General features: G+C 42.5%; 17 protein-coding genes. 7 read left to right on the top strand and 10 right to left on the bottom strand.

Annotation, left to right across the window (positions count from 1 at the left end; translation table 11 throughout):
* Position 1: 1 nt before the first annotated feature.
* On the bottom strand, positions 2–1,792 hold the full coding sequence (locus tag L1286_RS14280) for a M14 family metallopeptidase (protein WP_442961733.1): 1,791 nt from the start codon (positions 1,790–1,792) through the stop codon (positions 2–4).
* A gap of 141 nt (positions 1,793–1,933) precedes the next feature.
* On the opposite strand from L1286_RS14280, the gene L1286_RS14275 reads away from it, so the two are divergent.
* Complete coding sequence (locus L1286_RS14275) at positions 1,934–2,761, top strand: SDR family NAD(P)-dependent oxidoreductase (RefSeq protein ID WP_235407739.1); 828 nt, start codon at positions 1,934–1,936, stop codon at positions 2,759–2,761.
* A 99-nt stretch (positions 2,762–2,860) separates the two neighbouring features.
* Here the strand turns inward: L1286_RS14275 and rplT are convergent, their stop codons facing one another.
* From rplT to thrS, 4 genes are all read right to left on the bottom strand, one after another.
* Complete coding sequence (gene rplT, locus L1286_RS14270; RefSeq protein ID WP_023398349.1) at positions 2,861–3,220, bottom strand: 50S ribosomal protein L20; 360 nt, start codon at positions 3,218–3,220, stop codon at positions 2,861–2,863.
* A gap of 15 nt (positions 3,221–3,235) precedes the next feature.
* The gene (rpmI, locus tag L1286_RS14265; protein ID WP_023398350.1) at positions 3,236–3,436 is read right to left on the bottom strand and encodes a 50S ribosomal protein L35; all 201 of its coding nucleotides are present in this window, start codon (positions 3,434–3,436) and stop codon (positions 3,236–3,238) included.
* A gap of 217 nt (positions 3,437–3,653) precedes the next feature.
* Positions 3,654–4,217 carry a translation initiation factor IF-3 gene (gene infC / locus L1286_RS14260; RefSeq protein WP_235407738.1) on the bottom strand — a complete coding sequence of 188 codons (564 nt, stop codon included), beginning with the start codon at positions 4,215–4,217 and terminating at the stop codon, positions 3,654–3,656.
* A gap of 60 nt (positions 4,218–4,277) precedes the next feature.
* On the bottom strand, positions 4,278–6,188 hold the full coding sequence (gene thrS, locus L1286_RS14255) for a threonine--tRNA ligase (RefSeq protein WP_063355954.1): 1,911 nt from the start codon (positions 6,186–6,188) through the stop codon (positions 4,278–4,280).
* 232 nt (positions 6,189–6,420) lie between these two features.
* Between thrS and L1286_RS14250 the strand changes: the two genes are divergently transcribed.
* The 3 genes from L1286_RS14250 (at position 6,421) to L1286_RS14240 (ending at position 9,937) form a co-directional block, all read left to right on the top strand.
* Complete coding sequence (locus L1286_RS14250; RefSeq protein WP_235407737.1) at positions 6,421–7,422, top strand: endonuclease/exonuclease/phosphatase family protein; 1,002 nt, start codon at positions 6,421–6,423, stop codon at positions 7,420–7,422.
* A 51-nt stretch (positions 7,423–7,473) separates the two neighbouring features.
* A complete protein-coding gene (locus L1286_RS14245; RefSeq protein ID WP_235407736.1) occupies positions 7,474–7,932 on the top strand; it encodes a DUF3010 family protein in 459 nt (152 codons plus the stop codon).
* Positions 7,933–8,092: 160 nt separating this feature from the next.
* A complete protein-coding gene (locus L1286_RS14240) occupies positions 8,093–9,937 on the top strand; it encodes an ABC transporter ATP-binding protein (protein WP_235407735.1) in 1,845 nt (614 codons plus the stop codon).
* Here the strand turns inward: L1286_RS14240 and L1286_RS14235 are convergent.
* Positions 9,921–10,523, bottom strand: coding sequence for a TetR/AcrR family transcriptional regulator (locus L1286_RS14235; RefSeq protein WP_235407734.1), 603 nt, complete (start codon positions 10,521–10,523; stop codon positions 9,921–9,923). The genes L1286_RS14240 and L1286_RS14235 overlap by 17 nt on opposite strands.
* Positions 10,524–10,850: 327 nt before the next feature.
* On the opposite strand from L1286_RS14235, the gene L1286_RS14230 reads away from it, so the two are divergent.
* From L1286_RS14230 to L1286_RS14220, 3 genes are all read left to right on the top strand, one after another.
* Positions 10,851–12,026: an efflux RND transporter periplasmic adaptor subunit gene (locus tag L1286_RS14230; protein ID WP_235407733.1), complete on the top strand. Its 1,176-nt coding sequence runs from the start codon at positions 10,851–10,853 to the stop codon at positions 12,024–12,026.
* Positions 12,027–12,031: 5 nt separating this feature from the next.
* Positions 12,032–15,205, top strand: coding sequence for an efflux RND transporter permease subunit (locus L1286_RS14225; RefSeq protein ID WP_235407732.1), 3,174 nt, complete (start codon positions 12,032–12,034; stop codon positions 15,203–15,205).
* Positions 15,206–15,341: 136 nt separating this feature from the next.
* Positions 15,342–17,258 (top strand): GGDEF domain-containing protein, encoded by a 1,917-nt coding sequence (locus L1286_RS14220; RefSeq protein ID WP_235407731.1) that lies wholly within the window; start codon positions 15,342–15,344, stop codon positions 17,256–17,258.
* Between the two features lie 39 nt (positions 17,259–17,297).
* Here the strand turns inward: L1286_RS14220 and L1286_RS14215 are convergent, their stop codons facing one another.
* The 4 genes from L1286_RS14215 to topA form a co-directional block, all read right to left on the bottom strand.
* Complete coding sequence (locus tag L1286_RS14215) at positions 17,298–18,434, bottom strand: ABC transporter permease (RefSeq protein WP_235407730.1); 1,137 nt, start codon at positions 18,432–18,434, stop codon at positions 17,298–17,300.
* Entirely contained in the window at positions 18,431–19,165 is a 735-nt protein-coding gene (locus L1286_RS14210) for an ABC transporter ATP-binding protein (RefSeq protein ID WP_235407729.1), read from the bottom strand. The genes L1286_RS14215 and L1286_RS14210 overlap by 4 nt, the downstream gene beginning before the upstream one ends.
* Positions 19,165–20,661 (bottom strand): alpha/beta hydrolase, encoded by a 1,497-nt coding sequence (locus L1286_RS14205; protein ID WP_235407728.1) that lies wholly within the window; start codon positions 20,659–20,661, stop codon positions 19,165–19,167. The genes L1286_RS14210 and L1286_RS14205 overlap by 1 nt, the downstream gene beginning before the upstream one ends.
* A 284-nt stretch (positions 20,662–20,945) precedes the next feature.
* Positions 20,946–23,579: a type I DNA topoisomerase gene (gene topA / locus L1286_RS14200; protein ID WP_235407727.1), complete on the bottom strand. Its 2,634-nt coding sequence runs from the start codon at positions 23,577–23,579 to the stop codon at positions 20,946–20,948.
* Positions 23,580–23,722: the final 143 nt, after the last annotated feature.

Here is a 23,722-nt window from a genome sequence, read left to right as displayed (position 1 = left end):
TCTAATTTCTCTGATACGACATTAAAATCGGGTATTTCAAATATGCTTGATCATAGTATGGAGTTTTTTCATACAACCATTCAAGCCTTTGCTCATCGCTTTTTGCAAATTCGCTGTCTTCGCTAATTCGTTTGTCAAATGCTAACGCAAGCTTAGGACTCTCTTTTAACATTTTTCTAGCATATGGCTCAAGTGCATAATTTTCAACATATTCTGTGCGCTGAAAAATACTCAGAAAGTCTCCCCACGCAAAAAATGAATCCGGCGCAGCTGGATGCAATAAATGCGTTATAAGTTCAGAGTATGGTTGCTGAGTAGACACTTTGTACCAACCTTTGGTTACTGGCGACTCTTTAAGCTGTAACTCTTCAAACTCTGCGCTTACACGAAAACGCCCTTCAAAAGGCTTTTTCGCAAATTCGTGACTTGTCACTTTTAATTGCGTTAATGTTTTTAAATCCTGCGGCTCCAACAATTTTGTTACTTCGATACCATGCAGTGACAGTTTCTCGACAATCGCACCATATTGAGGAGGAATATAAAACGCATGAGGCACCTGTACCTTCATTTTTATTTCTTTTTGCCAATATATGGGTAGCTTGTCGTATTCAATCGCTTCGCCTAAATATTTAACCTCTTGGTGACCAGAAAGCGCACTATCAAACTGCTTATACTTGATGCCTTTAAAGCTAATATAATCCGGTTTTGGGCTATAGCCTCTCTCTACCACTAATTCAGTTGGATAGAAATGCCGCTCTGTTTCAATAGCTTTCTCCAGCGCTTTATGCTGTTTTGATAACGCATCAATCACACCATCTATAAATACATATGTACCTAACACACGCTGTTTATAAGGTTTTAACGAATGGTTTTCTACTAGAATAGTTGGAAGCCCTTTAATGTCACCCCAACCATTTGAAAACCTAGGTGACGCCACCCACCCCGCCAAACCTTGTTCTAAATTGCGCTTATTCATGACAAACACTAACGAACCCGGAATATGGCCCTGCTTGGTCAGCTTATCATTGATAACCGGGGAAAATTGTTCTTCAAGTACTTTTGCAATGGCTGGTGCGTCGCTGGCAAAACTCGGGTTAAACCCATAAGTGATATCGTACTGGTAATCTGCACCGTCAGTTACATGAACATCCACATATAGAGACGGTGAAAAGTCATTGATCACTTTCAACACTGATCTCACCCCAGGCGTGTCTAACTTGGTGTAGTCTCGGTTTAGGTTCAAATTCTGCGCGTTTGTCCTAAAGCCCATTGCCAATGGACCACGTTGATTAATACGATTGAATTGACTGCGTCTTTCATGTCCATCGACATTTAATATTGGTATAAAGAGAATATTCACTTTACTTAATATATCGCGCCGTTTTCCCGTCGCGATATCTCTAAGCAACATAAACATCGCATCTTTGCCATCTATCTCACCGGCATGAATACCTGCTTGAATAAGTAAGGTAGGCTTGTTGTTATTTTTCATCATCGCAGGAGAAAACTGACTGTCTTCAACCGCTAATAACATATTAATATCTCGGCCCTGATCACTTTCACCTATTTTGATAGATTGAAATTGGGTTGGATTGGCCGCAACTAAGCGTTTCATGAATGCATTGGTTTGCTCATAATTGGGTGACGATTCTCCAGAGCTCAGTTCAAAGTCTGTCGTCAACAGCCCATCCTGCTGTAATAGGCTTAAACTTGCGCCTTGCCAAGGCTGTAATGGGGGTAAATGACTATTCAAATTAAGCGTTGCAGAAAGCAGAACAATACCTAAACTCATAAACATTCTTTGTGTCTTTTTTGTATAAAGTTGATTATATCAATATTTTATTTAACGGCTTACAATGTGCGGTGATTCAACAAAAATTCACAGTTAAACGCACTAATGCGCTGCCAAACTAAGGAAAATTTAACTAAACCAATGAGTAAAAGCATATTAATTACAGGCTGTTCAACAGGAATAGGGTTATATTGTGCTAAAACACTGCATAGCGAGGGGTACAAAGTTATCGCTTCAGTCCGTAATCCTGAGCACTTACAACAGTTCGAAGCTCTCGAGATCCCATGCGTTTTGCTTGATTTATCAAACGAGCAATCTATACAGAAAGGTTTTAACCAAGCTTTGGCTTTGTGTGACAATAAGCTCGATGTTTTATTCAACAACGGTGCATATGGTCAACCCGGGGCTGTAGAGGATCTGCCTACTGACGTGCTTAGAAAGCAGTTCGAAGTCAACTTTTTCGGTTGGCACACACTGACCAACTTGGCAGTTAAGCATATGAGACAATGTGGTCAAGGAAGAATCATTCAAAACTCTTCTGTGTTAGGCCTAGTTGCACTGCCCTATCGAGGCGCTTATAACGCAAGTAAATTTGCGCTAGAAGGACTCACCGACACCTTAAGAATGGAGTTAGCTGAAACAAATATCCAAATCAGCTTAATCGAACCTGGTCCTATTCTCTCTGAGTTTAGAAAAAATGCCCGGATTGCTTTTGAGGCCCATATCGAAATTAACGATAGCTATCATAAATCAGAATACCAATCTCAATTAAGCAGGCTCAAAGCACGAACAGCCCCACAGAAGTTCACACTAGGGCCTGATGCGGTTTATGACAAGCTCATTCACGCTATCAACGCACCCAAAGCAAAAGCAAGGTATTACGTAACATTTCCCACTTACTTTATGGGTTACCTCAAACGCGTATTGAGCACCGCAATATTAGATAAACTGCTACTAAAAAACAGATGAGCATTGATGCATAGACCTACTTGCTCAGTAAAGGCATACAATAAAAACTAAAAAAGGAGCCTTAGGCTCCTTTTTAAATCGCTTAAACTTAATTAAAAATTAAGCTGCAAGACCTTCTTTTGCTTTCTCTACTAGTGCAGTGAAAGCTACTTGGTCATATACTGCGATATCAGCTAGGATCTTACGATCGATTTCGATTGACGACTTTTTAAGGCCGTTAATGAAGCGGCTGTAAGATAGGCCGTTTTGACGTGCTGCAGCGTTGATACGAGCAATCCATAGTTGACGGAAAGTACGTTTTTTAGCGCGACGGTCACGGTATGCATATTGACCAGCTTTAGTTACAGCTTGGAACGCTACGCGGTAAACACGTGAACGTGCTCCGTAGTAACCTTTAGCTTGCTTTAATACTTTTTTGTGACGTGCACGTGCGATAACACCGCGTTTAACTCTTGCCATTTCTGATATCCTCTATTAAGCGAATGGTAACATACGATCGATAAGGCCTAGGTCATTCTTATGAACCATAGACTTAGCACGTAGGTGTAATTTACGCTTTGAAGACTTCTTAGTCAGAATGTGACGAAGATGCGACTGTTTACGCTTGTAACCGCCTGAAGCAGTCTTTTTGAAGCGCTTTGCAGCACCTCTGTGTGTTTTTAGCTTATAAGCCATTGCAATAACTCCAAATGATATTGCGTTTAATATATGCAAGTAGGCGGATGAAAACATCACTTTTATGGCCCAGCTTACACCCTAGTTCCGGCGAAACTAAATGAAATCAAAAAGTTTACTTAAAGCCGGTCAGCACAGGTGACAATGACATAAAGTCAACGTACTTTTTAATACCTGTACTAAATTCTTTCAAAAATCGGCGCGAATTATGCCTGACTTAAGCTTTTTTTGCAACAGGTGCCATCATCATAACCATTTGGCGACCTTCAACACGATTCGGGAACGACTCTACTTGAGCGATCTCTTCCAAATCGGCTTTTAAGCGATTAAGCATGTCAATTGCGATTTCTTGGTGAGCCATTTCACGACCACGGAAGCGGATAGTGATTTTAGCCTTGTCGCCAGCTTCTAAAAACTTACGCAAGTTACGAAGTTTAACTTGATAGTCACCTTCGTCAGTTCCAGGACGGAATTTAATTTCTTTAACTTGGATCTGTTTTTGCTTTTTCTTTTGTTCTTTTTGTAATTTTGCTTTTTCAAAAAGGAACTTACCATAGTCCATTACTTTACACACTGGTGGTTCAGCGTTTGGACTGATTTCAACAAGGTCTAAACCTGCAGTTTCTGCTTGCGCGATTGCATCTCTTAACGAGACGATGCCCGCTTGCTCACCTTCAGCATCGATTAAGCGAACTTCTTTCGCTGTGATTTCATCATTGATACGATTCTTTTGAGCAGTAGTTTGCCCTTTTTTGCCGCCTCTAATGGTACGTTCCTCCAAAAAATCCAAAATTAAACGTGCGACACCCTTGAAATAATGTTTTGTCGCACGGGTTCTAAATTAAACTCTGTTTTTGATTTCTTCGCTAATTTTAGCGACAAAGTCATCTACAGAGAATTTGCCAAGGTCTTCACCTTTGCGAGTTCTTACTGCTAGCTCTTGTTGTTCAACTTCTTTATCACCAACAACAAGCAAATAAGGTATACGTTTTAAAGTATGCTCGCGGATTTTAAAGCCAATCTTCTCATTTCTCAAGTCAGCACAAGCTCTTATTCCAAGTTTATTCAGTTTTTGTACAACTTCTTGGACATAATCTGCTTGTTTGTCTGTAATATTCATGATTACAACTTGTTTAGGTGCCAACCAAGTTGGGAAGAATCCAGCATACTCTTCAGTCAGAATGCCAATGAAACGCTCAATCGATCCTAAAATCGCACGGTGGATCATCACAGGTGTCTTACGTTCGTTGTTTTCAGCAACATAAGTAGCCCCTAAACGACCCGGTAGAGCAAAGTCTAGCTGCACTGTGCCACATTGCCAAGCTCGTTCAAGACAATCGTATAAAGTGAATTCGATCTTAGGTCCATAGAATGCACCTTCACCAGGTAAATAATCGAACTCTATGTCATTAGTCTGTAGTGCTTCAGCAAGTGCTGCTTCCGCTTTATCCCACATTTCGTCTTCACCGATACGTTTTTCTGGACGCGTCGATAACTTAACTACAATTTTTTCAAAGCCGAACGTTTCATATGTGTCATACACCATTTTAATACACGATGACACTTCATCCATAATTTGCTCTTCAGTACAAAATACGTGTGCGTCATCTTGTGTAAATCCACGAACACGCATTAAGCCGTGCAAGGCACCTGAAGGCTCGTTACGGTGACAACAACCGAATTCGGCCATACGTAATGGTAAATCACGATAAGACTTAAGACCTTGGTTAAATATTTGCACGTGACCTGGGCAGTTCATAGGCTTGATCGCGTATTCACGTTTTTCTGACTCTGTCGTGAACATCGCATCTGAGTATTTATCCCAGTGACCAGACTTTTCCCACAAACCTCTGTCCATCATGAGCGGGCCTTTAACTTCTTCGTAATCGTACTCTCGAAGTTTTTCTCGAACAAAGTCTTCTAGCTCACGATAGATGCTCCAACCATCGTTATGCCAAAATACCATGCCAGGCGCTTCTTCTTGCCAGTGCCACAAATCTAGTGCTTTACCAATTTTACGGTGGTCACGTTTTTCGGCTTCTTCAAGTCGCTTCAAGTAAGCTTTTAACTGCTTTTTATCTGCCCAAGCTGTACCGTAGATACGCTGAAGCATTTTGTTATCTGCATTACCGCGCCAGTATGCGCCAGCAACTTTCATAATCTTAAAGTGTTGGCAGAACTTCATGTTAGGTACATGAGGTCCACGACACATATCAATGTATTCTTCGTGGTGATACAAGCCTGGGCGATCATCTTTAGCGACATTTTCGTCTAGGATTTCCATCTTGTACGTTTCACCGCGTGCTTCAAACGTATCCCTCGCTTCTTGCCAGCTCACTTTCTTTTTAACCACATCATAATTGGTCTTGGCCAATTGCAACATGCGCTTTTCAATGGCCTCAAGGTCTTCTTGGGTCAATGAATGCTCCATATCGATGTCATAGTAGAAGCCATTGTCGATGGTTGGACCTATCGCCATTTTTGCTTCAGGGAAAAGTTGCTTAACTGCGTGGCCAATTAAGTGCGCGCAAGAGTGGCGGATAATCTCTAATCCGTCTTCATCTTTAGCCGTGATGATTTCAAGGCTTGCATCTTGTTCAATGATGTCACATGCATCAACACGCTCGCCATTTACACGACCGGCGATCGTTGCTTTGGCAAGGCCTGGACCGATATCTTTGGCTACATCTAGAGTGGAAACTGGGTTTTCGAAAATACGCTGACTGCCGTCAGGAAGAGTAATTACTGGCATTTTTAATCCTATTTACAGTGGTGACACCTACGCCGCGTCACATGTATTTAATTTATCTTAGTGTAATGTGTGCCCATCAACGCTTTTACGAATAAGCATTGGTTATTCAGTGGTATGCTAAATTTGACTGGGGTCTTACAGTCCTAGCGGTATTGTGACCTGATGCGTGACGAGTTGCAAGGAAAAGACTAATATAAAGTAGTCGATAATGATTAAAAAATGAGGGAATTACATGGTGCGACAGAAATCTCTAAAATTTGCGTCCTTTAACTTATTAAATTTCGCAGCACCCCCTTATGCATTTTATCAACCGGAAGAAACCTATCGGGACACTCAATGGGTTACAAAAACGCAATTTATAACGGGGTTGATCCAGCACATCGACCCTTCAGTAATCGTATTTCAAGAAGTTTTTAATCCCGACATTCTCGCTTCACTCTGTGATGAACTTGGTCTCAAATATTTCGCCACTGTCGATACCCCAACCCAAGACCCTGTCTATGCCAATGTCTTATTTAACCCTGTTGTAGCCATTGCTTCAAAAATTCCTTTTAAACGGTGCAAGCCACTCGAACCCAGTCACGAGCTGCTTGAGTACCTCAACAACTTGGCACAATTCAAATTCAACCGAACACCTATAAAATGCACATTCGAAATTGAAGGGTTTGGCCCCTTAACCATATACGCTGTGCATTTTAAATCTCAACGCGTTCACTCCATGGCCCATATTCTCGGTGAACCAGATCAAGAGGATCCTTTCCTAACACTGCTCAATCAAACAGTGGGGGCAATGCAGTCTCAAATATCACGCTCTTTAGAAGCATCAATTGTGTATTATGATGCCCTAAAAACCCAGCGAGAAAAATCGTCAGCGACGCTCGTAATGGGGGACTTTAATGCACATATTTCAAGCCCTGCACTGTCGTTTATGACAGAGCAATTTCCGATTAGCAGTGAACCTTCAAAATTCGACAGTGTTGGGTTATTTGAAAGCTTCTCGATAGCTGATAATCGGTTCGAGTTTGAGCAAAAGCCCCCTACCCATTATTTCCAAGGTGAAGGCAATGTACTTGATTACATATTGGCATCGAAAGAATTCTCACCTTCACACCCAAACGGTAAAGTCACCTCTCTGACTTACTACAATTACGCCAGTCATTTAGACCCAAAAAGGGATGATGAGGACATTCGTTATTCTGATCATGCAGCTATCGCAATAGAAATTACGATTTAATGAAAAAGCTATGCTATGATCGCAGCCAATAGCTATAAATTGGGAAACACAATGAGAACACTTGGCGTAGAAATCACTGGCAGCGAAGCGATGCTTTGTCTTTTAGCAAAAGAGAGCGACGTTTTCGATATTCGTGACATTCGACAAACACGCTTTACATTACCAAATATTGGCCAAGATCAAGAAGTAATGCGTAAGTTTCACTTTGACTTGTCAAAACTTGTTGAAGATTATCAAATAGATACAATTGCAATTCGCCAGCGTGCACACAAAGGTAAATTCGCGGGAAGCGCGGCAGGCTTCAAAATGGAAGCCGCGTTTCAGCTTATCGACAATGCAGAAGTACACATATTAAATGCAACCGAAGTGAAAGAGCAGTTAAAACGCAATCCTGTACCAGTGGACTATGAAGACACTGGATTAAGAAAATATCAAGAACAAGCATTCAACAATGCATATGTTTTGATCATGCGTAAAACATATGGACATGATGTAGAAGACCAAGACTAATTGATTGCAAGTTGATAGGTGAGCTACTCTGGCTCACCTTCCGACTCCCCTCCTTAACAGCAAAATTACCTTTAAGAAAAAACTTTACTTAATTTTAAGCTGCTAAAAGTTAAAAAAATCGATATGTTTGTATAAACGGATCTTTTTTAACCAAAATGGTATGTATAAATTATTTGAAAAAATTACCCAGCCTTTCCCAGCTCAAGACGCTGAGCAGCCGCCAAACTCTCTATATGCTTTTTGCCGATTTTATACGAAAGGTATGGAAATCCCGCTAGTTTGTATGTCTGCCTGTGCTGCGTTATTGGCAATACTCGAAGTTACACTATTTAGCTTTATGGGTACTTTGGTTGACTGGATGCAAGCAATGACACCTGAACAGCTATTTGCGGAAAAGTCCGGTGAGCTTATGGCTATGGCTGCCATTACTGTTATTGGTATTCCTATTTTGGTATTTCTGCATAGTGCACTCCTACATCAAAGTTTACTAGGTAACTATCCAATGGCAATACGATGGCTCTCTCACCGCTATCTGCTCAAACAAAGCATGGAGTTTTACCAAGACGAATTTGCTGGTCGTATTGCGACAAAAGTGATGCAAACGTCTTTGGCAATTCGAGAAGCCGTCATGAAGCTACTTGATGTCCTTGTTTATATTGGGGTCTACTTTGGAGCCACTTTAATTTTGATTGGTAGTAGCGATCCAAGGTTACTTGCTCCCCTGCTTCTTTGGTTAGTTTTCTATATTGCTCTTCAGATTTACTTTGTGCCTCGATTGAAATCTGTTGCATCAGAGCAAGCCGATGCTCGATCCGAAATGACAGGCCGGATTGTAGATAGCTATACGAATATTTCGACGGTCAAACTGTTTTCATACACCAAACGCGAAGAAGACTATGCTAAAAGCAGTATGAACTTATTCATGAGCCCGGTCTATAAGCAAATGCGTTTGGTAACTAGCCTTAATGTAAGCATCCAAGCTATCAACTATACTCTGGTCTTTTTAGTCGCTGGCCTCGCACTGTATTTATGGGCCGACTCCGCAATCACCACGGGTGCTATTGCCGTCGCAGTCAGCCTTTCACTGCGTTTGAACGGGATGTCGCAATGGATAATGTGGGAAATAAGTAGTTTGTTTGAAAATATTGGTACTGTTGCTGACGGCATGAATACGCTATCTAAGCCTGTTTCAGTCAAAGACCCCAAGACAGCAAAAACATTGCAAGTGACATCGGGTGCAATACACTTTGACAAAATAAACTTCGCGTACAAAAAACATGACCCAAATGCATCAACTTCAATATTCCAGAATCTGAGTTTAGATATTAAACACGGTGAAAAAATTGGCCTTGTGGGCCGCTCTGGCGCTGGCAAGTCTACCCTTGTCAACTTACTGTTGCGATTTTACGACTTAGAAGATGGTCGCATCACCATTGATGGACAGGATATCAGCCAAGTTTCTCAAGAAAGCCTTAGGCAACACATTGCCATGGTGACGCAAGATACAGCCCTACTTCATCGCAGTGTAAGAGACAACGTTTTATATGGCAGGCCAGACGCAAATGAGCAAGCGCTACAAGATGCCATTGTACAAGCACAAGCTCTCGATTTTATCGCTGAGCTGGAAGATAGTTACGGGAATACAGGCTTAGATGCCATGGTTGGTGAGCGCGGTGTAAAATTATCTGGTGGGCAACGCCAACGAATCGCCATAGCAAGAGTTTTATTAAAAAATGCGCCAATTTTAATCCTTGATGAGGCAACTTCTGCATTGGATTCCGAATCCGAAATTGCAATCCAAGAAAGCTTGAACAACTTGATGCAAAATAAAACCGTTATCGCGATAGCCCACAGATTATCCACTATCGCGAAAATGGACCGACTCATTGTAATAGATCAAGGGCAAATCGTTGAACAAGGCACACATCAAGAATTGCTCAATAAGCAAGGAGTCTATGCCAAGCTTTGGGCGCATCAAACGGGTGGGTTTATTGGCGTGGAGTAACCCCATTACAAAAGAGCTTACAAGCCTGAGTAATAAAATCAGACAATTGCTGCTCATCGATGGGAGGTTGCCAACGGATTGCCATCTCCCAAAAAGTCAGTCGTTTTAGTCCCCCCCAAAAAAATGCAGCTGCAAAATGCGACTCACAATCACCTAAACAGCCAGCTAACGCAGCCTCTTCAAACCAAACCACCATAGAGCGTTCACAATGACTAAACTTCTCATTTAAACGCATTGCTTGTTCTTCACTACGCATCGATTCAATCATCACGATTCGAGACAACCTTATATAATCTGGATCAGACAGTAAACTGACCGCGCTATTTGCTAAGTGCTTAAGTTGCACTTCAAAATCGTAGTTTGGAATAAATTGAATCGCTGACAGAGGCTGTATTCTTTCAATAAGTGAAATTACCACAGCATCAAACAAAGCCTCCTTATTTGGATAGTGCTTGTAAAGAGTGCGTTTTGATACTTCAGCTTTTTGACATATTGCTTCCATCGTCGTCGCTTGCAGTCCCATCAATGCAAACTGCTCAATTGCGGCACTCAATATTGCTTGTTGCTTTGCTGACAATTGTGTCATTTATCTCTCTCTTACTTATCAATTAACATAAGTTTAACCAATAATAGGAACAATAAAAAGTAAACCTCGCCGTTTATGCTAAAAAATAAAAGTACACGACACCGTTTACCTTTAAACCTAACAAGTATACACTAGCGTTTACTTGTATAATTGTCGACTAATTAACCTTTACTTTGGTGTGAGGAAGGTATGAAATGACAAAGTGCCCACTAAATCACGCTCAGTGAACTAGTTTATACAAGGCAGTACGCTAAACTAAATGAAGGTGCATCATCTTCAACTGTTTAGTTTAGGAAAGCACGAAATAAAATAGGATTTGGAGTGTTCATGTATCCAGCATCAATTAAACGCAAACTTAAACACCTTTCACTCGCATTGCTGTCCACAGGTATGATCAGTGCTTGTTCGGAAGCCCCTCAACAGCAAGCTGGGTTTGGTATGCAACCAGCTAAAGTTAGCGTCACCCATGTGACGACGCAAAGCGTACCTTTCAATATTGAATTGCCTGCAACATTACTAGGTGACAAAGAAGTTGAGATCAGAGCCAGAGTCTCGGGACTGATCCAATCAAGAAACTTTGACGAAGGTCAATACATAACCGCTGGTCAGTCTCTTTTCACCATTGAATTAAAACCTTTTCAGCTTGAGCTGGAAAAGGCACAAGCTGAACTCCATGCCTCACAAGCCAACGTGCAACAAGCTAAACGAGAAAGAGATAGGCTAGAAAGGCTAAAAGACGAACGCTCTGTTTCCAAACGCGACTTTGACAACGCAGTTTCAGCTTACGACATCGCGTTGGCTAATTTAGAATCAGCCAAAGTCGCTTTAAACGAAGCACAGCTCGATTTAGAGTACGCACAAGTAAAGGCGCCGGTATCAGGAATAATTGGTCGAGAGCGTGAGTCGCAGGGCAGCTATGTTTCAGGGCCAACCGTGTTACTTACTGAGTTGACCGACACCAGTAATATGCGCGCGCGATTTGGCTTTTCAGAACGTGAACAGCTAGCCATGCGAAAAGATGTTGAGTCTGGGACATTAACACTGCCAATAAACAATGAGTTTGACGCCACCATTATTTTACAGGATGGATCTGTGTACGCAGAGCAAGGTAAAGTTAATTTCTCCGATGTACGCGTTAACCGTTTCACCGGCACCTCTGAACTACAAGCAAGAATCGCAAACCCAAACGGTGAGTTAAGGCCGGGTCAATTCGTACGTGTACAATTAAGTGGTGCCGTCAGAAATGAAGCGATAGTGGTACCTCAACGCGCAGTGCTGGATAACGGAACTGGTAAGTTTGTTTATGTTGCAACAGAAAATGAAAAAGGCATGACCGTGGCGTTGCCTGCACCTGTGCAAGTAGGTGAGTGGGTACAACTAAATGGGGAAAATATGTGGGTCATTCGTTCTGGCCTACAACCGCAGCAGCCTGTTATCGTCGAGGGGATGGCACGTATTTTCTTCCCAGGTATGCCAGTTAACGTAGCGGCTGAAGGAGAATAAGCCCTATGTTCTCTAAATACTTTATTGATAGGCCTATTTTTGCCTTTGTAATTTCAATTGTTATTGTCCTTGCTGGCCTAGCAGCGATGCGCACCCTGCCCGTTGCCCAGTACCCTGAAATCTCGCCACCTCAAGTACAAGTTACTGCTGTGTACCCTGGAGCTTCTGCGGATGTTTTAGAACAAACCGTTGCAGCGCCCATAGAAAATGCCATCACAGGCGTTGAAGGCATGATGTATATGGAGTCTATCAGCAGCAGTTCAGGTGCGACGACCATTACCGTCACATTCGAGATTGGCACAGACGTGGACCAAGCTGCAGTTGATGTGAATAACCGTGTTAAACAGGTTGAAGCTAGGCTACCAGAAGAAACACGCAGACAAGGCGTAGTGGTTGCAAAAGGCTCGTCTAGTTTTTTGCAGGTGCATGCGTTTTACTCGCCTGATAACAGCCGTTCCAGTTTGTGGACGTCCAACTATGTGACGATGAACATTCTGGATAACATTAAACGCATTCCTGGTACTACCAATGTTCAGATTTTCGGCGCAAGAGATTACGCCATGCGGATTTGGTTGCGCCCAGACATCATGAGCCAGCTTAAAGTCACCGTGGAAGAAGTCACGAGTTCGATTCGAGAACAAAACTCACAATATGCAGCGGGTAGCATTGGCGCAACACCTACTTCAGCAAGCCCACAGGAATTAGTTTACAGTGTCACCGCTCAAGGTCGTTTGTCTACACCAGAAGAGTTTGAAAACATTATCATTCGTGCTAATTCAGATGGCTCGACATTGAGGCTTAAAGACATCGCACGTGTTGAGTTAGGTTCTAAAGATTACAATTTTAACGGAACTATAAATGGCAAAGATGCTGTGTTATTGGGTATATTCCTCCAGCCAGGTGCGAACGCACTGGATGTGGCCAACGAAGTAGAAGCAGAAATTGCCAACCTTAAAACGCAATTTCCTCAGGGATTAGCTCACCTAAACTCATACGATACAACGCGATTTGTTGAAGTTTCGATTCGAGAGGTACTAATCACACTCGGTGAAGCAATGGTACTGGTTTTCCTTGTCGTGTATTTATTTTTACAAAATTGGCGCGCAACGCTTATACCAACCTTGGCCGTGCCCGTATCTTTGTTGGGCACATTTGCTGGATTATACATGCTGGGATACTCCATCAATACATTGACCTTATTCGGTATGGTGCTATCCATCGGTATTGTCGTCGATGATGCCATCGTCGTGCTAGAGAACGTTGAACGTATTATGCATGAACAACACGTCAGCGCACGAGAAGCAGCCTATAAAGCCATGGAAGAAGTCAGTGGACCGGTTGTCGCCATTGTATTGGTTCTTTGTTCAGTGTTCATCCCTATCGCGTTTTTGGGTGGGTTAACAGGCGAACTATTCCGTCAATTTGCCATCACAATATCGATTTCCGTGAGCTTATCTGGCGTCGTTGCACTTACCATGACACCGGCATTGTGTGTCTTAATTTTAAAACATGAAGACAAGCAAACTGCACGCTTTTTCTTGTGGTTTAATAATTGGTTTACGCGCGTAACAGGAAAATATGTCGGGTCAGTGAGCTTTATGATCCGTCGTGGGGCTTTAGGGTTTATTCTCATGTCCACAATGGTTGGCGCCACAGTTTTCTTATGGCAAAAAACACCCGGCTCGTTGGTTCCCGATGAGGATCAAGGCTTTTATATCAGCGCGGTGTTCTTGCCAGATGGTACGTCACTAGAAAGAACAACCGAAGTGACAAAACAAGTTGTTGAGGCCGCACAGTCTAACCCTGCCAATGAAAACGTGGTTGCGTTTACGGGTTTTGACTTTTTAGGTGGTGGTTACAAAAATAATGCCGCAACTCTGTTCATTACTCAAACGCATTGGGATGAACGTGAAGTGGATTCTAAGTCTTTGGTCGGTGAACTGTTTATGAAAACCGCTCATATTAATGAAGCCTTAGTATTGGCATTCAACCCTCCGGCAATTTTTGGCTTGGGTACCACAGGTGGTTTTGAGTTTTATTTGCAAAATAAAACCGGCGCAGATCCAGAAAAACTCAAACAAGGCATGCAGCTGATGATGAATGCCGCCCAGCAAAGTCCTATTTTAGGTGGGCTGCAAACCCTTTGGCGTCCCGATGCGCCACAACTTGAAGTTCATATGGACAGAGAACAAGCAAGAGCAATGGGTGTTAATATCAACTCAGCATTTAACGCATTAGCAGCAAACTTAGGCAACTACTATGTCAACGACTTCAACAAATTTGGTCGCTCATGGCAGGTGATTTTATCTGCTGAAGCACAGTTTAGAATGACACCGCAAGACGTTGGCCGAATTTACGTTAAGAATAATCAAGGTGACATGGTGCCTATTTCTGCTTTTACCGATATTGAGTTTGCTAGGGGCCCCGAAAGCTTACATCGCTACAACAACTTATCAGCTGTGAAACTGATGGGGAATGCAGCACCCGGTTATAGCTCTGGTCAAGCAATTGCTGAAATCGAACGTATTGCAGCGGAGGTTCTCCCGCCGGATATGACATTCGAGTGGACAGCTTCTGCATTCCAAGAAAAACGCAGCTCTGGTACGACCGGCTTGGCGCTTGGACTGGCTGTTGTGATGGTATTTTTAATCCTTGCGGCACTCTATGAACGCTGGTCATTGCCTATTTCAGTATTACTCGCGCTACCTTTTGGCACTTTTGGCGCGTTAGTTTCTATCTGGGTAGCAGGACTGACTAACGACGTGTACTTCCAAATTGGACTTGTTACCTTGCTTGGCTTAGCAAGTAAGAACGCAATTTTAATCGTCGAGTACGCCCTGATGAAGTACCAACAAGGTTGGAGTGCAAGCGCCGCTGCACTCGAAGCAGCAAGATTGAGGTTTCGCCCAATCATCATGACATCGCTTGCATTTATTCTTGGTGTAGTACCACTGGTGCTCAGCTCTGGCGCTGGTGCAGGCGCAAGACATAGCGTTGGTACCGGGGTGATGGGTGGTATGATGGCCGCGACCTTCCTCGCCGTGTTTTTCGTGCCTTTGTTTTTTTACTGGTTAACGACGCGAAAGTTTACCGAAAAGCGTTCGAAACAAGCCCTCGCGAAAGAAATCGCCGATCATCATAAAAAGGATCACACCGATACTCAGGAAGATCTCGCATAGAACTGAGATATAAAAACGCCAGCTTTGCTGGCGTTTTTACTCCGACTCGATTACAAATCATAACAACTTATTGACTGTAAAATCAGCTATCGATTATGTTACTATGTGCAATTATTTACTCTTTAGGTTCGAGTTTTTGCGCATTTTAGTTGTCCTATTGCTATTTCTCAGCACATCTTTTTTTCTCTCTGCTTCAGTTCCCTCAGAAAGTAACTGGCAACAGGTTTATAATAAGTTGCGTGCTGAAGATACACAGTTAGCTTTTCAGTTTTTGCAACAACAAGTAAATACACTCCCTCCGGGCTCTGAGCGTATCTACGTAGGCGCGACATTGGCAAGAACCGCCATCGCATTGAAAAAGAGTGTGTCACTAAACGAAGTCATTATCTACTCAGACAACTTGTACGACGACGTTTTGCAACACATTGTATCTGGACTGGTTGTTGCTCACGAGAACCTGTATTCACAGACAATGCATGAATTTAAGCAAGCAATTGCCAAAGCATATGAACTCGAAGAACCGGCAGTGATAGCGACCGTAGAGCTATTTTACATCAACGTAAAGATTTCCCTCGCAAACTATGTGCAACTCACTCACCACATCAAAGAAGTTGAACGAAACGTACAAAAAATGAATGACCAGTTTTGGGGCGTCAACTCTTTACACAACGTCAAAGCTCTCAATGCCAATTTCAACGGTGATCACGTCTTAGCGATTGAAATGTACCAGCAAGCAATCGCCAATACCCAATATGAAGCCAATAAAGCCCCATATTACAATAATTTAGCGCTAACTTACTTAGATCTAGGGAAATTTGACGATGCAACCAAGTATTTAACAAAGTCACTGGAACTCAGAAAGCTACAAAATAATGAGTATAAAGTCGCCCTAACAATGCTCAATTTAGGAATCGTTGCAAATCGTGCGAACCAATACCAAGAAGCACTTATGTGGCTGGATAAAGCTTACCAATTATATGTAAAGTTCGACAACGCGTATCGAAAAGCTTATGCATTGGTGCAAAAAGCTAAGGTATTCACAAATTTAAAACAAACAACGAAAGCAAGCGATGCAATTAATACCGCCCTTTCTCTCATTAGCGTAACAGATAATATCAACTTGATTACAGATATCCGTATTCACGCAGCTGAAAACATGCAAACGCTTGGGGAAACGAATAAAGCCATTATACAGGCTCAAATAGCACACGATTTAGCAATGAGCGTAAATGATAAAGCGCATCTCATTCGTAGTTTAGAATTACTGGCTGAGCTTGCTGCTAAACAAAGTGATTTTGAACAAGCTTATCAATACAGTAACCAACTACTTTTTGAAAAGGAGCAATTAAACGCTCAAAAAAGCATGCAAGCGATGATTGCTTTGGAGTCGGAACTTGAGGTTACAGCTCAGCAATTAAAAAACGTTAGGTTAGAGAAAAACAATAATTTACAACAGCAGCATATCTCACGCTTAGAAGAAAGACAGCAATACCACGCAATCATTATTTTCTTTTCTCTAGTACTGCTATTTTTGAGCTTACGAGGTTACAACAAACACAAATACCGAGCACAACATGATAACTTAACGGACGCGTTGAATCGAGGCGCCTTTGTCAATCGCATTACTCGAGTAGGCGCACCTGCTATTGGCAAAAAGCATGGCTTAGTATTGTTTGATTTGGACCACTTTAAACAGGTTAACGACCTATATGGTCACCCGACTGGGGATTTAGTTTTGGAAAAAACCGCTGAATTAGTGAACCAGTTTTTTCCAAAATCTACTTTATTTGCTCGATTTGGAGGTGAAGAGTTTATGCTTTTTGTGCCAAGCTTAAGTGATAAAGTGTTATTCGATTTAGTAGATGAGTTTCGTCAAAAACTGAGCATGATGACAATGACAAGCGAAGCTGGTAAAACATTTACAGTTACGGCGAGCTTTTCTTTGTTAACCTATCAAAACAACGTCAGTAATCTCGATAAAATCTATAGCAAACTAGATGTTGGACTATATCAAGCAAAAAGCAGCGGAAGAAATTGCATTATAATGGCTTAGTCAGCCAAGGTTAACTTGACTGACTGTGCTTTACCCGCCTTACAGGCCAAACACGACCTTTTCACTTTTTAGCATTCTACTGCTTAACATAGTGAAAATCACGAATAAGCCTAACGTACTAAAAGAAGACAATAAGACCTGCATTAATGGTAATTCATTGCCTTTGATCACCTCTATCATCGCATACTGTTGAGCTGCAATGGGTATCCACTGTACGTAATCGGTAGCAATGTCATAGGTCGTCATCATACTCAAACCTATCGGTACAAATAGTACAAACGCGACGTATGATTGGGCTTCTTTAAATGACTTCGCCATAAATGACACACATACTAGCAAACTGGCTGACATCAATGCGATTGGTATGCCGATGAATGTACAAAATAAGATAAACGTGGCATCTATATTGATGCTGAACCCTAACTGTTCCCACGGAACCATGCCATATGCAAACTTAGAGACAACTAACACAAGAACTAATCCAATCATAGAGTAGCTCGCGATTGCCGCAACTTTTGCTAACACGATTTGGGTACTACTTAATGGATGACTCAGCAATAAAGCCAGCGAGTTACGCTCACGCTCGCCTGCACTAGTATCAATCGCAAGATTCATTGCCGAATAAAAAAGTGCAATGATAATGGATAAGGTCGCGATGCCAAGAAACATACCACCTTTTGAATCCGGCGTCGCCTGATCTTGTGTTTGCACATTCACAGCGCGCATAATGCTTGGATCTATGCCTCGGGAAATCAAACGTAGGCCAGTAACTTCGGCGTTATAACGAGCCAGTGCAGCTTCAAGGCGGCGGACAGACTTAATCAGTTTATTGTCGGACTTATCAGCAATAATCGTTACGTCAGCACTTTTGCCTTGAGACATGTTAAGTGCATAATTTTGACTAATGACAAGTGTTATCGCCTTCACACTGGCCGATTCTCCATGGCTAATATCTTGTCCCTCTAGGTAACTGACAAGGCTAGGAGCTGCGTTGGCATTTTTAATGGTGATTTCCAAAGCGTCTGGAGAGCTTAATTGCTTGAGAAGCACAGTAAACAACAAACACATAACAATGGGAGCACCAATGGCGTAGTATAAACCTGCCATAACAGAGCGCTTATCGCGGCTTGCGTCTAACATTTCTTTTTTATAAAGGACTTGAGTTAATTTCATCATGCAGCCAAGCCCTCATCAGACCCGATTAATGTGATAAATGCTTCTTCTAAGGAGTCTTTTTGAGTTTTATCACACAGCGCTTGCGGGGAGCCTTGTGCGACAACCTTCCCTTTGACCATTACAACAACATGATCACATAACGCGGCAACTTCTTGCATTACGTGGCTAGAGAACAAAACACAGTGGCCTTGTGCTTTTAACATCAACAGCAACTCTCTTAAAATCCGTGTACTCATCACATCAAGACCACGTGTAGGTTCATCCAAAATAATGTTTGTTGGTTCATGCACAATCGCTTGAGCAAGTGCGGTTTTCATTCTTTGCCCTTGAGAAAAGCCTTGGCATTTCCTGTCGGCAATATCATTCATTTTTAATTTATCCAGCACGCTTTGCGTTGCGGATTTTGCTTCTTTTGTACTCATACCGCTAAGCTCAGCAAAGAACTGAATATATTCTCTTGGCGTTAGACGTTCATAAAGCCCACAGGGATCTGGGAAAAGACCTAATTGCTGTTTTGCTGACATGGGATCTAAGGCAACGTCTACGTCATCTATTTTGGCTTCTCCACTGTCCGCTTGCAGCAAACCAAATACGGTACGTAAACACGTAGTTTTACCTGCGCCATTTGGTCCAAGTAAACCCGTTATTTTACCGTTTTCTGCCCTAAAACTCAGGCCATTTAAGGCTTGAACGTTACCGATAGTTTTTCTTAAGTCAGTAACTTCTATCATCACAGCTCCTTACTACTTTGGCTTGCAACTGGTCCATTAATGTTCATGAAATACTGTTTTGTATTGTCTTTATCCAAACACTTTGCATCCAAGCCGTCACTACTGCCCGTATCGATAAATTGACCAATCAACTTATTCGCACAAGTTTGCGACGCGACGCCATGAGTTGCTGTTTGCGCAATTAGATGCAGTGCATTGCTCATGTTTGTCATCGCGAGCTCGGCCCAACTTGGTGGGGTCGCCGGATCCAGCCCTCCAGACAAGAGTAAAACAGGGGTATCTGTCTTGAGTGGTTGATAAAAAGATTTATCAACTGGTTCTACTTGCCATACTGGACAGCTCGCATCAAGTGATTCGATCATCAATCGACCGAAGTACGATTCCGCATATTTATTCTTATCTTCAAGGCTCATATTTGGCCAGTCTTCACCACAGGTAATGGCACTGTGCATCCCCATTGCAATGGCGCCAAATGTATTTTCATTTCCAAGTAATCCGACCAAAGGGTTAAAATTACCTTGATTTGCTGAATCTATCACTAAAGGAACGAGTGCTCTGGTTGTATGACTATACAACGCCATGCGAATTGCACCACGTAATTTGCTTTCCGTAAGCACCAGCTCTATGTTTTCAAACGTACGCGGATGCCTGACCGATACTCGGATAGGTGAAGCTTGCAGCTTATCTAACAATGCTTGGAAATCAGCAACAAGGTTTGGATACTGCGTATGGCAAGTTGCATCTTCAGCACAACGTTGAAATAGCGCGTTAAGTGACTCATCTATCGCTTTACCTATGGCAACCAAACTTTGTTGCATAGGTACAACGCCATCTAATACCGCCGTTGAAACAGAGTTAGGGTACTGGCGCATATATTCTTGCGCGATACGCGTACCATAAGATGCGCCATACAAATGAACTGTTTGATAACCGAGTGCGACTCTAACTGCTTCAAAATCGCTTGCTGCGGCAGAGGTGGTAAAGTGAGATAGATCCGTTTTAAGCTTGCGCTGACACACTTCTGTTTCTTCTTTGGCTAATTTAAATAACGGGACTGCGGAATCATTAAACGCAAATTGTTCCTTTAAGCTTTCAGTATCACATTGCAGTAGTCGCGATTTACCAGTCCCTCTTTGGTCCACTAAAATAATATCTCGATTTTCTCGAGCATAGCGTAAATTGCGGGCAAAAATTGCAGCAACTTCTATCGCAGATTGACCCGGGCCACCAGCAAAGGCAAGCACGGCTTCATTTGGTTTTGTTTCTTTAATTGCAGGTATAACAGCAAAGTGGATATCGATTGATTCGCTGTCAGCGTGTTTCGACAGCGGTTGGCTTATAGAGCCGCACATTAACCTATCTTCGAGGCCATCTACATAACAAGGGGTCAGTAATTGATTGCTTGGTTGTGCGTACGAGAGACCGGAACAGGTCATGGCAAGCGGAATTAAGCCAATCTGCATTAGCTTAATAAGCTGATTGCCGTACTTATTCATTTAAAGTTTCCTTATTAAAATCAACAGCTATTTTAAACTTAAAACTGCAGACGTTGGGTGTATTAGTCAGGTAATACAGTGGCCGTTAGAATAGTGGTCGCGTATTTGTGTGTCAACAATAAGCGTACCTGTATACACTACCTCGATTATTCAGTGCTCAAAACACCAAAAAATGACATTGCCTTACGGAGCGTTAGGTACTAAGAGAGCGTGTTTGAAATTTGTATACCACAAGCAAGAGCTGGCTGGATAAAAAAAGGGCCAGCGATTGCTGGCCCTAAATATTATTTTTTGCGTTTTTTCTCTTCTTCGACCCACTTGCCTTCAACAAACGTTGCCTTCCAGCCAGTGGCCTTACCTTCAACTTCCGTCATGACATACTGAGACTTCGTTTTACGGGAGTATCTTACTACCGCTAAATTACCATCGCTGTCTTTTTCAGGAGCATCAGCCAGATAATAAAACTTAGGAGAAATACGGTCTCTAAATCGCTTAAGCTCAGCGACTTTAGGCGCTCGAGTCTCTCTTGATTTAGGGAACGTGTGCGCTGCTAAAAAGATACCCGATGCGCCATCTCTCAAAACAAAGTGTGCATCCGATTTTTCGCACTCTAATTCCGGTAATGGAACTGGATCTTCTTTTGGTGGCGCTGGTTCACCACTTTTCAGGAGCTTACGCGTATTCTTACACGCTTCGTTGGTACAGCCAAAGTACTTACCAAAGCGACCTGATTTAAGCTGCATATCTGAGCTACACTTGTCACATTCGATAACTGGACCATCGTAACCTTTTATTTTAAAGGTGCCTTGTTCAACAATGTATCCATCACAAGCTGGGTTGTTACCACAAACATGTATTTTGCGTGTTTCATCAATTAAGTATGAATCCATCGCTGTCTCACATTTTGGACAACGCTTTTTCTGTCTTAAGCTTTCTGTCTCGGCATCTTCTGCATCCGTATCAATGGCTTCATCACCGGAGATCAGATTCATGGTGGTTGTGCAGCGTTCTTTTGGTGGCAGGCTATATCCAGTACACCCTAAGAATACCCCCGTAGACGCAGTGCGAATACCCATTTTTCTGCCACACGTTGTACAGTCAATATCGGTTTCAACCATGACATTTTGACGCATACCGCCTTCGGCTTCTTCTTTCCCTGCTAACTCCAATTGCTGTGAAAAGTCTGCGTAAAACTTATCTAATACTTGAGTCCACTCACGCTCACCTTCAGCGATGTCATCAAGACGGCCTTCCATTTTAGCAGTGAAATCAAAGTTCATTAGATCATTGAAGTTTTCAACGAGTCGATCTGTGACTATTTCGCCCATTTTTTCAGCGAAGAAGCGCCTATTTTCAACTCTAACATAGCCGCGCTCTTGAATAGTAGAAATGATGGCAGCATACGTTGACGGACGTCCAATACCACGCTTCTCTAATTCTTTAACTAAACTCGCTTCACTGAATCTCGCTGGCGGTTTCGTAAAGTGCTGTTTAGGATCTAACGTGATTAGGTCAACGTTGTCGCCCACAGTAACGGCTGGCAGTGCCTGCTCTTCTTCACTCTTCTTACGAACCGCAGGTTGCACTTTGGTCCAACCGTCAAAGCGTAACACACGTCCGCGCGCTTTTAAGGTGTAATCATTTGCGCCGACCGTGATATTTGTTAAGTCATACTCTGCTGGTGTCATTTGACACGCAACAAACTGACGCCAAATTAGCTCATATAGTTTCTTTGCGTCTGCGTCTACACCTTCAACGTGACCTGACAGTACATTCACATCAGATGGACGAATTGCTTCGTGCGCTTCCTGCGCGTTGCCTTTCGCACTGTACTTAATCGGTGCGCTAGGCAAGTATTTATCACCAAAGTTACCTTGAATGTACTCTCTACACATTTCAACCGCATCATTTGATAGATTAGTTGAATCGGTACGCATATAAGTAATATAACCCGCTTCATACAGGCGCTGAGCTAGCATCATTGTTTTCTTGACGCCATAGCCCAAGCGCGTGCTTGCTGCCTGCTGCATGGTTGAAGTAATAAAAGGCGCGCTCGGCTTACTTTTACTCGGCTTTTCTTCCACTTTAACAACGGAGAGACTCGCCTTTTCAATGTCAGAAACCGCTTGAAATGCTTGTTGCTCATTAACCGGTTTAAAAGCTTGGCCTTGGAACTTAGTAACAGCAAAACGGACGTCTGTTGTAGCTAGCTTTGTATCTGCGTGGATATCCCAAAACTCTTCTGGAATAAACGCTTTGATTTCTCTTTCACGCTCAACTAACAGCCTTACCGCTACTGACTGAACTCGACCTGCCGATAACCCTCTTGCGACTTTTTGCCACAACAGCGGTGATACCATGAAGCCAACCACGCGATCTAAGAATCGTCTCGCTTGTTGAGCATATACCATATCAGTGTTTAACTGGCCTGGTGCTTCAAACGCTTGAGTGATCGCATTTTTAGTTATCTCGTTGAAGACTACACGTTTATATTTGGATGCATCGCCACCAATGATTTCTTCAAGGTGCCACGCAATCGCCTCTCCCTCTCTATCCAAATCGGTTGCGAGATAGATATGGTCAGCATCTTTCGCTAGCTTGGTTAACTCTTGTACAACCTTCTCTTTACCCGGTAGCACCTCATAATGTGGTTCCCACCCCTTTTCTGGGTCGATACCCATTCTTGCAACTAAATTGGCGTAGTCTTTTTGCTTACGATATGCCGCTTTTGCTTCTGGCGACATCTTGCGTACTTCAGCCGGAGATTTGGTTGCAACGCCTTTGGTTTTACCTGCCCCTGACGTCGGTAGATCACGAACATGACCTACACTGGATTTAACAATGTAGTCTTTTCCCAAATACTTATTAATAGTTTTGGCCTTTGCGGGAGACTCTACGATTACTAGCGATTTGCCCATATTTGCCTATTTTGACTAATTCTGTCTGTTGTGCCCTATTGGGCGTTATTATTTATAGGTATATCCACAAACACCTATTGTTACAAGCTTTTCATTCCAACTTTTATCTGAACAGTGATTAATTAAGCAATTTTTGCTCTAAA

It is taken from the genome of Pseudoalteromonas sp. SMS1 (assembly GCF_021530565.1).
Taxonomy (GTDB): Bacteria; Pseudomonadota; Gammaproteobacteria; order Enterobacterales; family Alteromonadaceae; genus Pseudoalteromonas.
The sequence above is the reverse complement of the archived record's forward strand: the minus strand, read 5'-3'. Positions and strand labels throughout refer to the sequence as shown.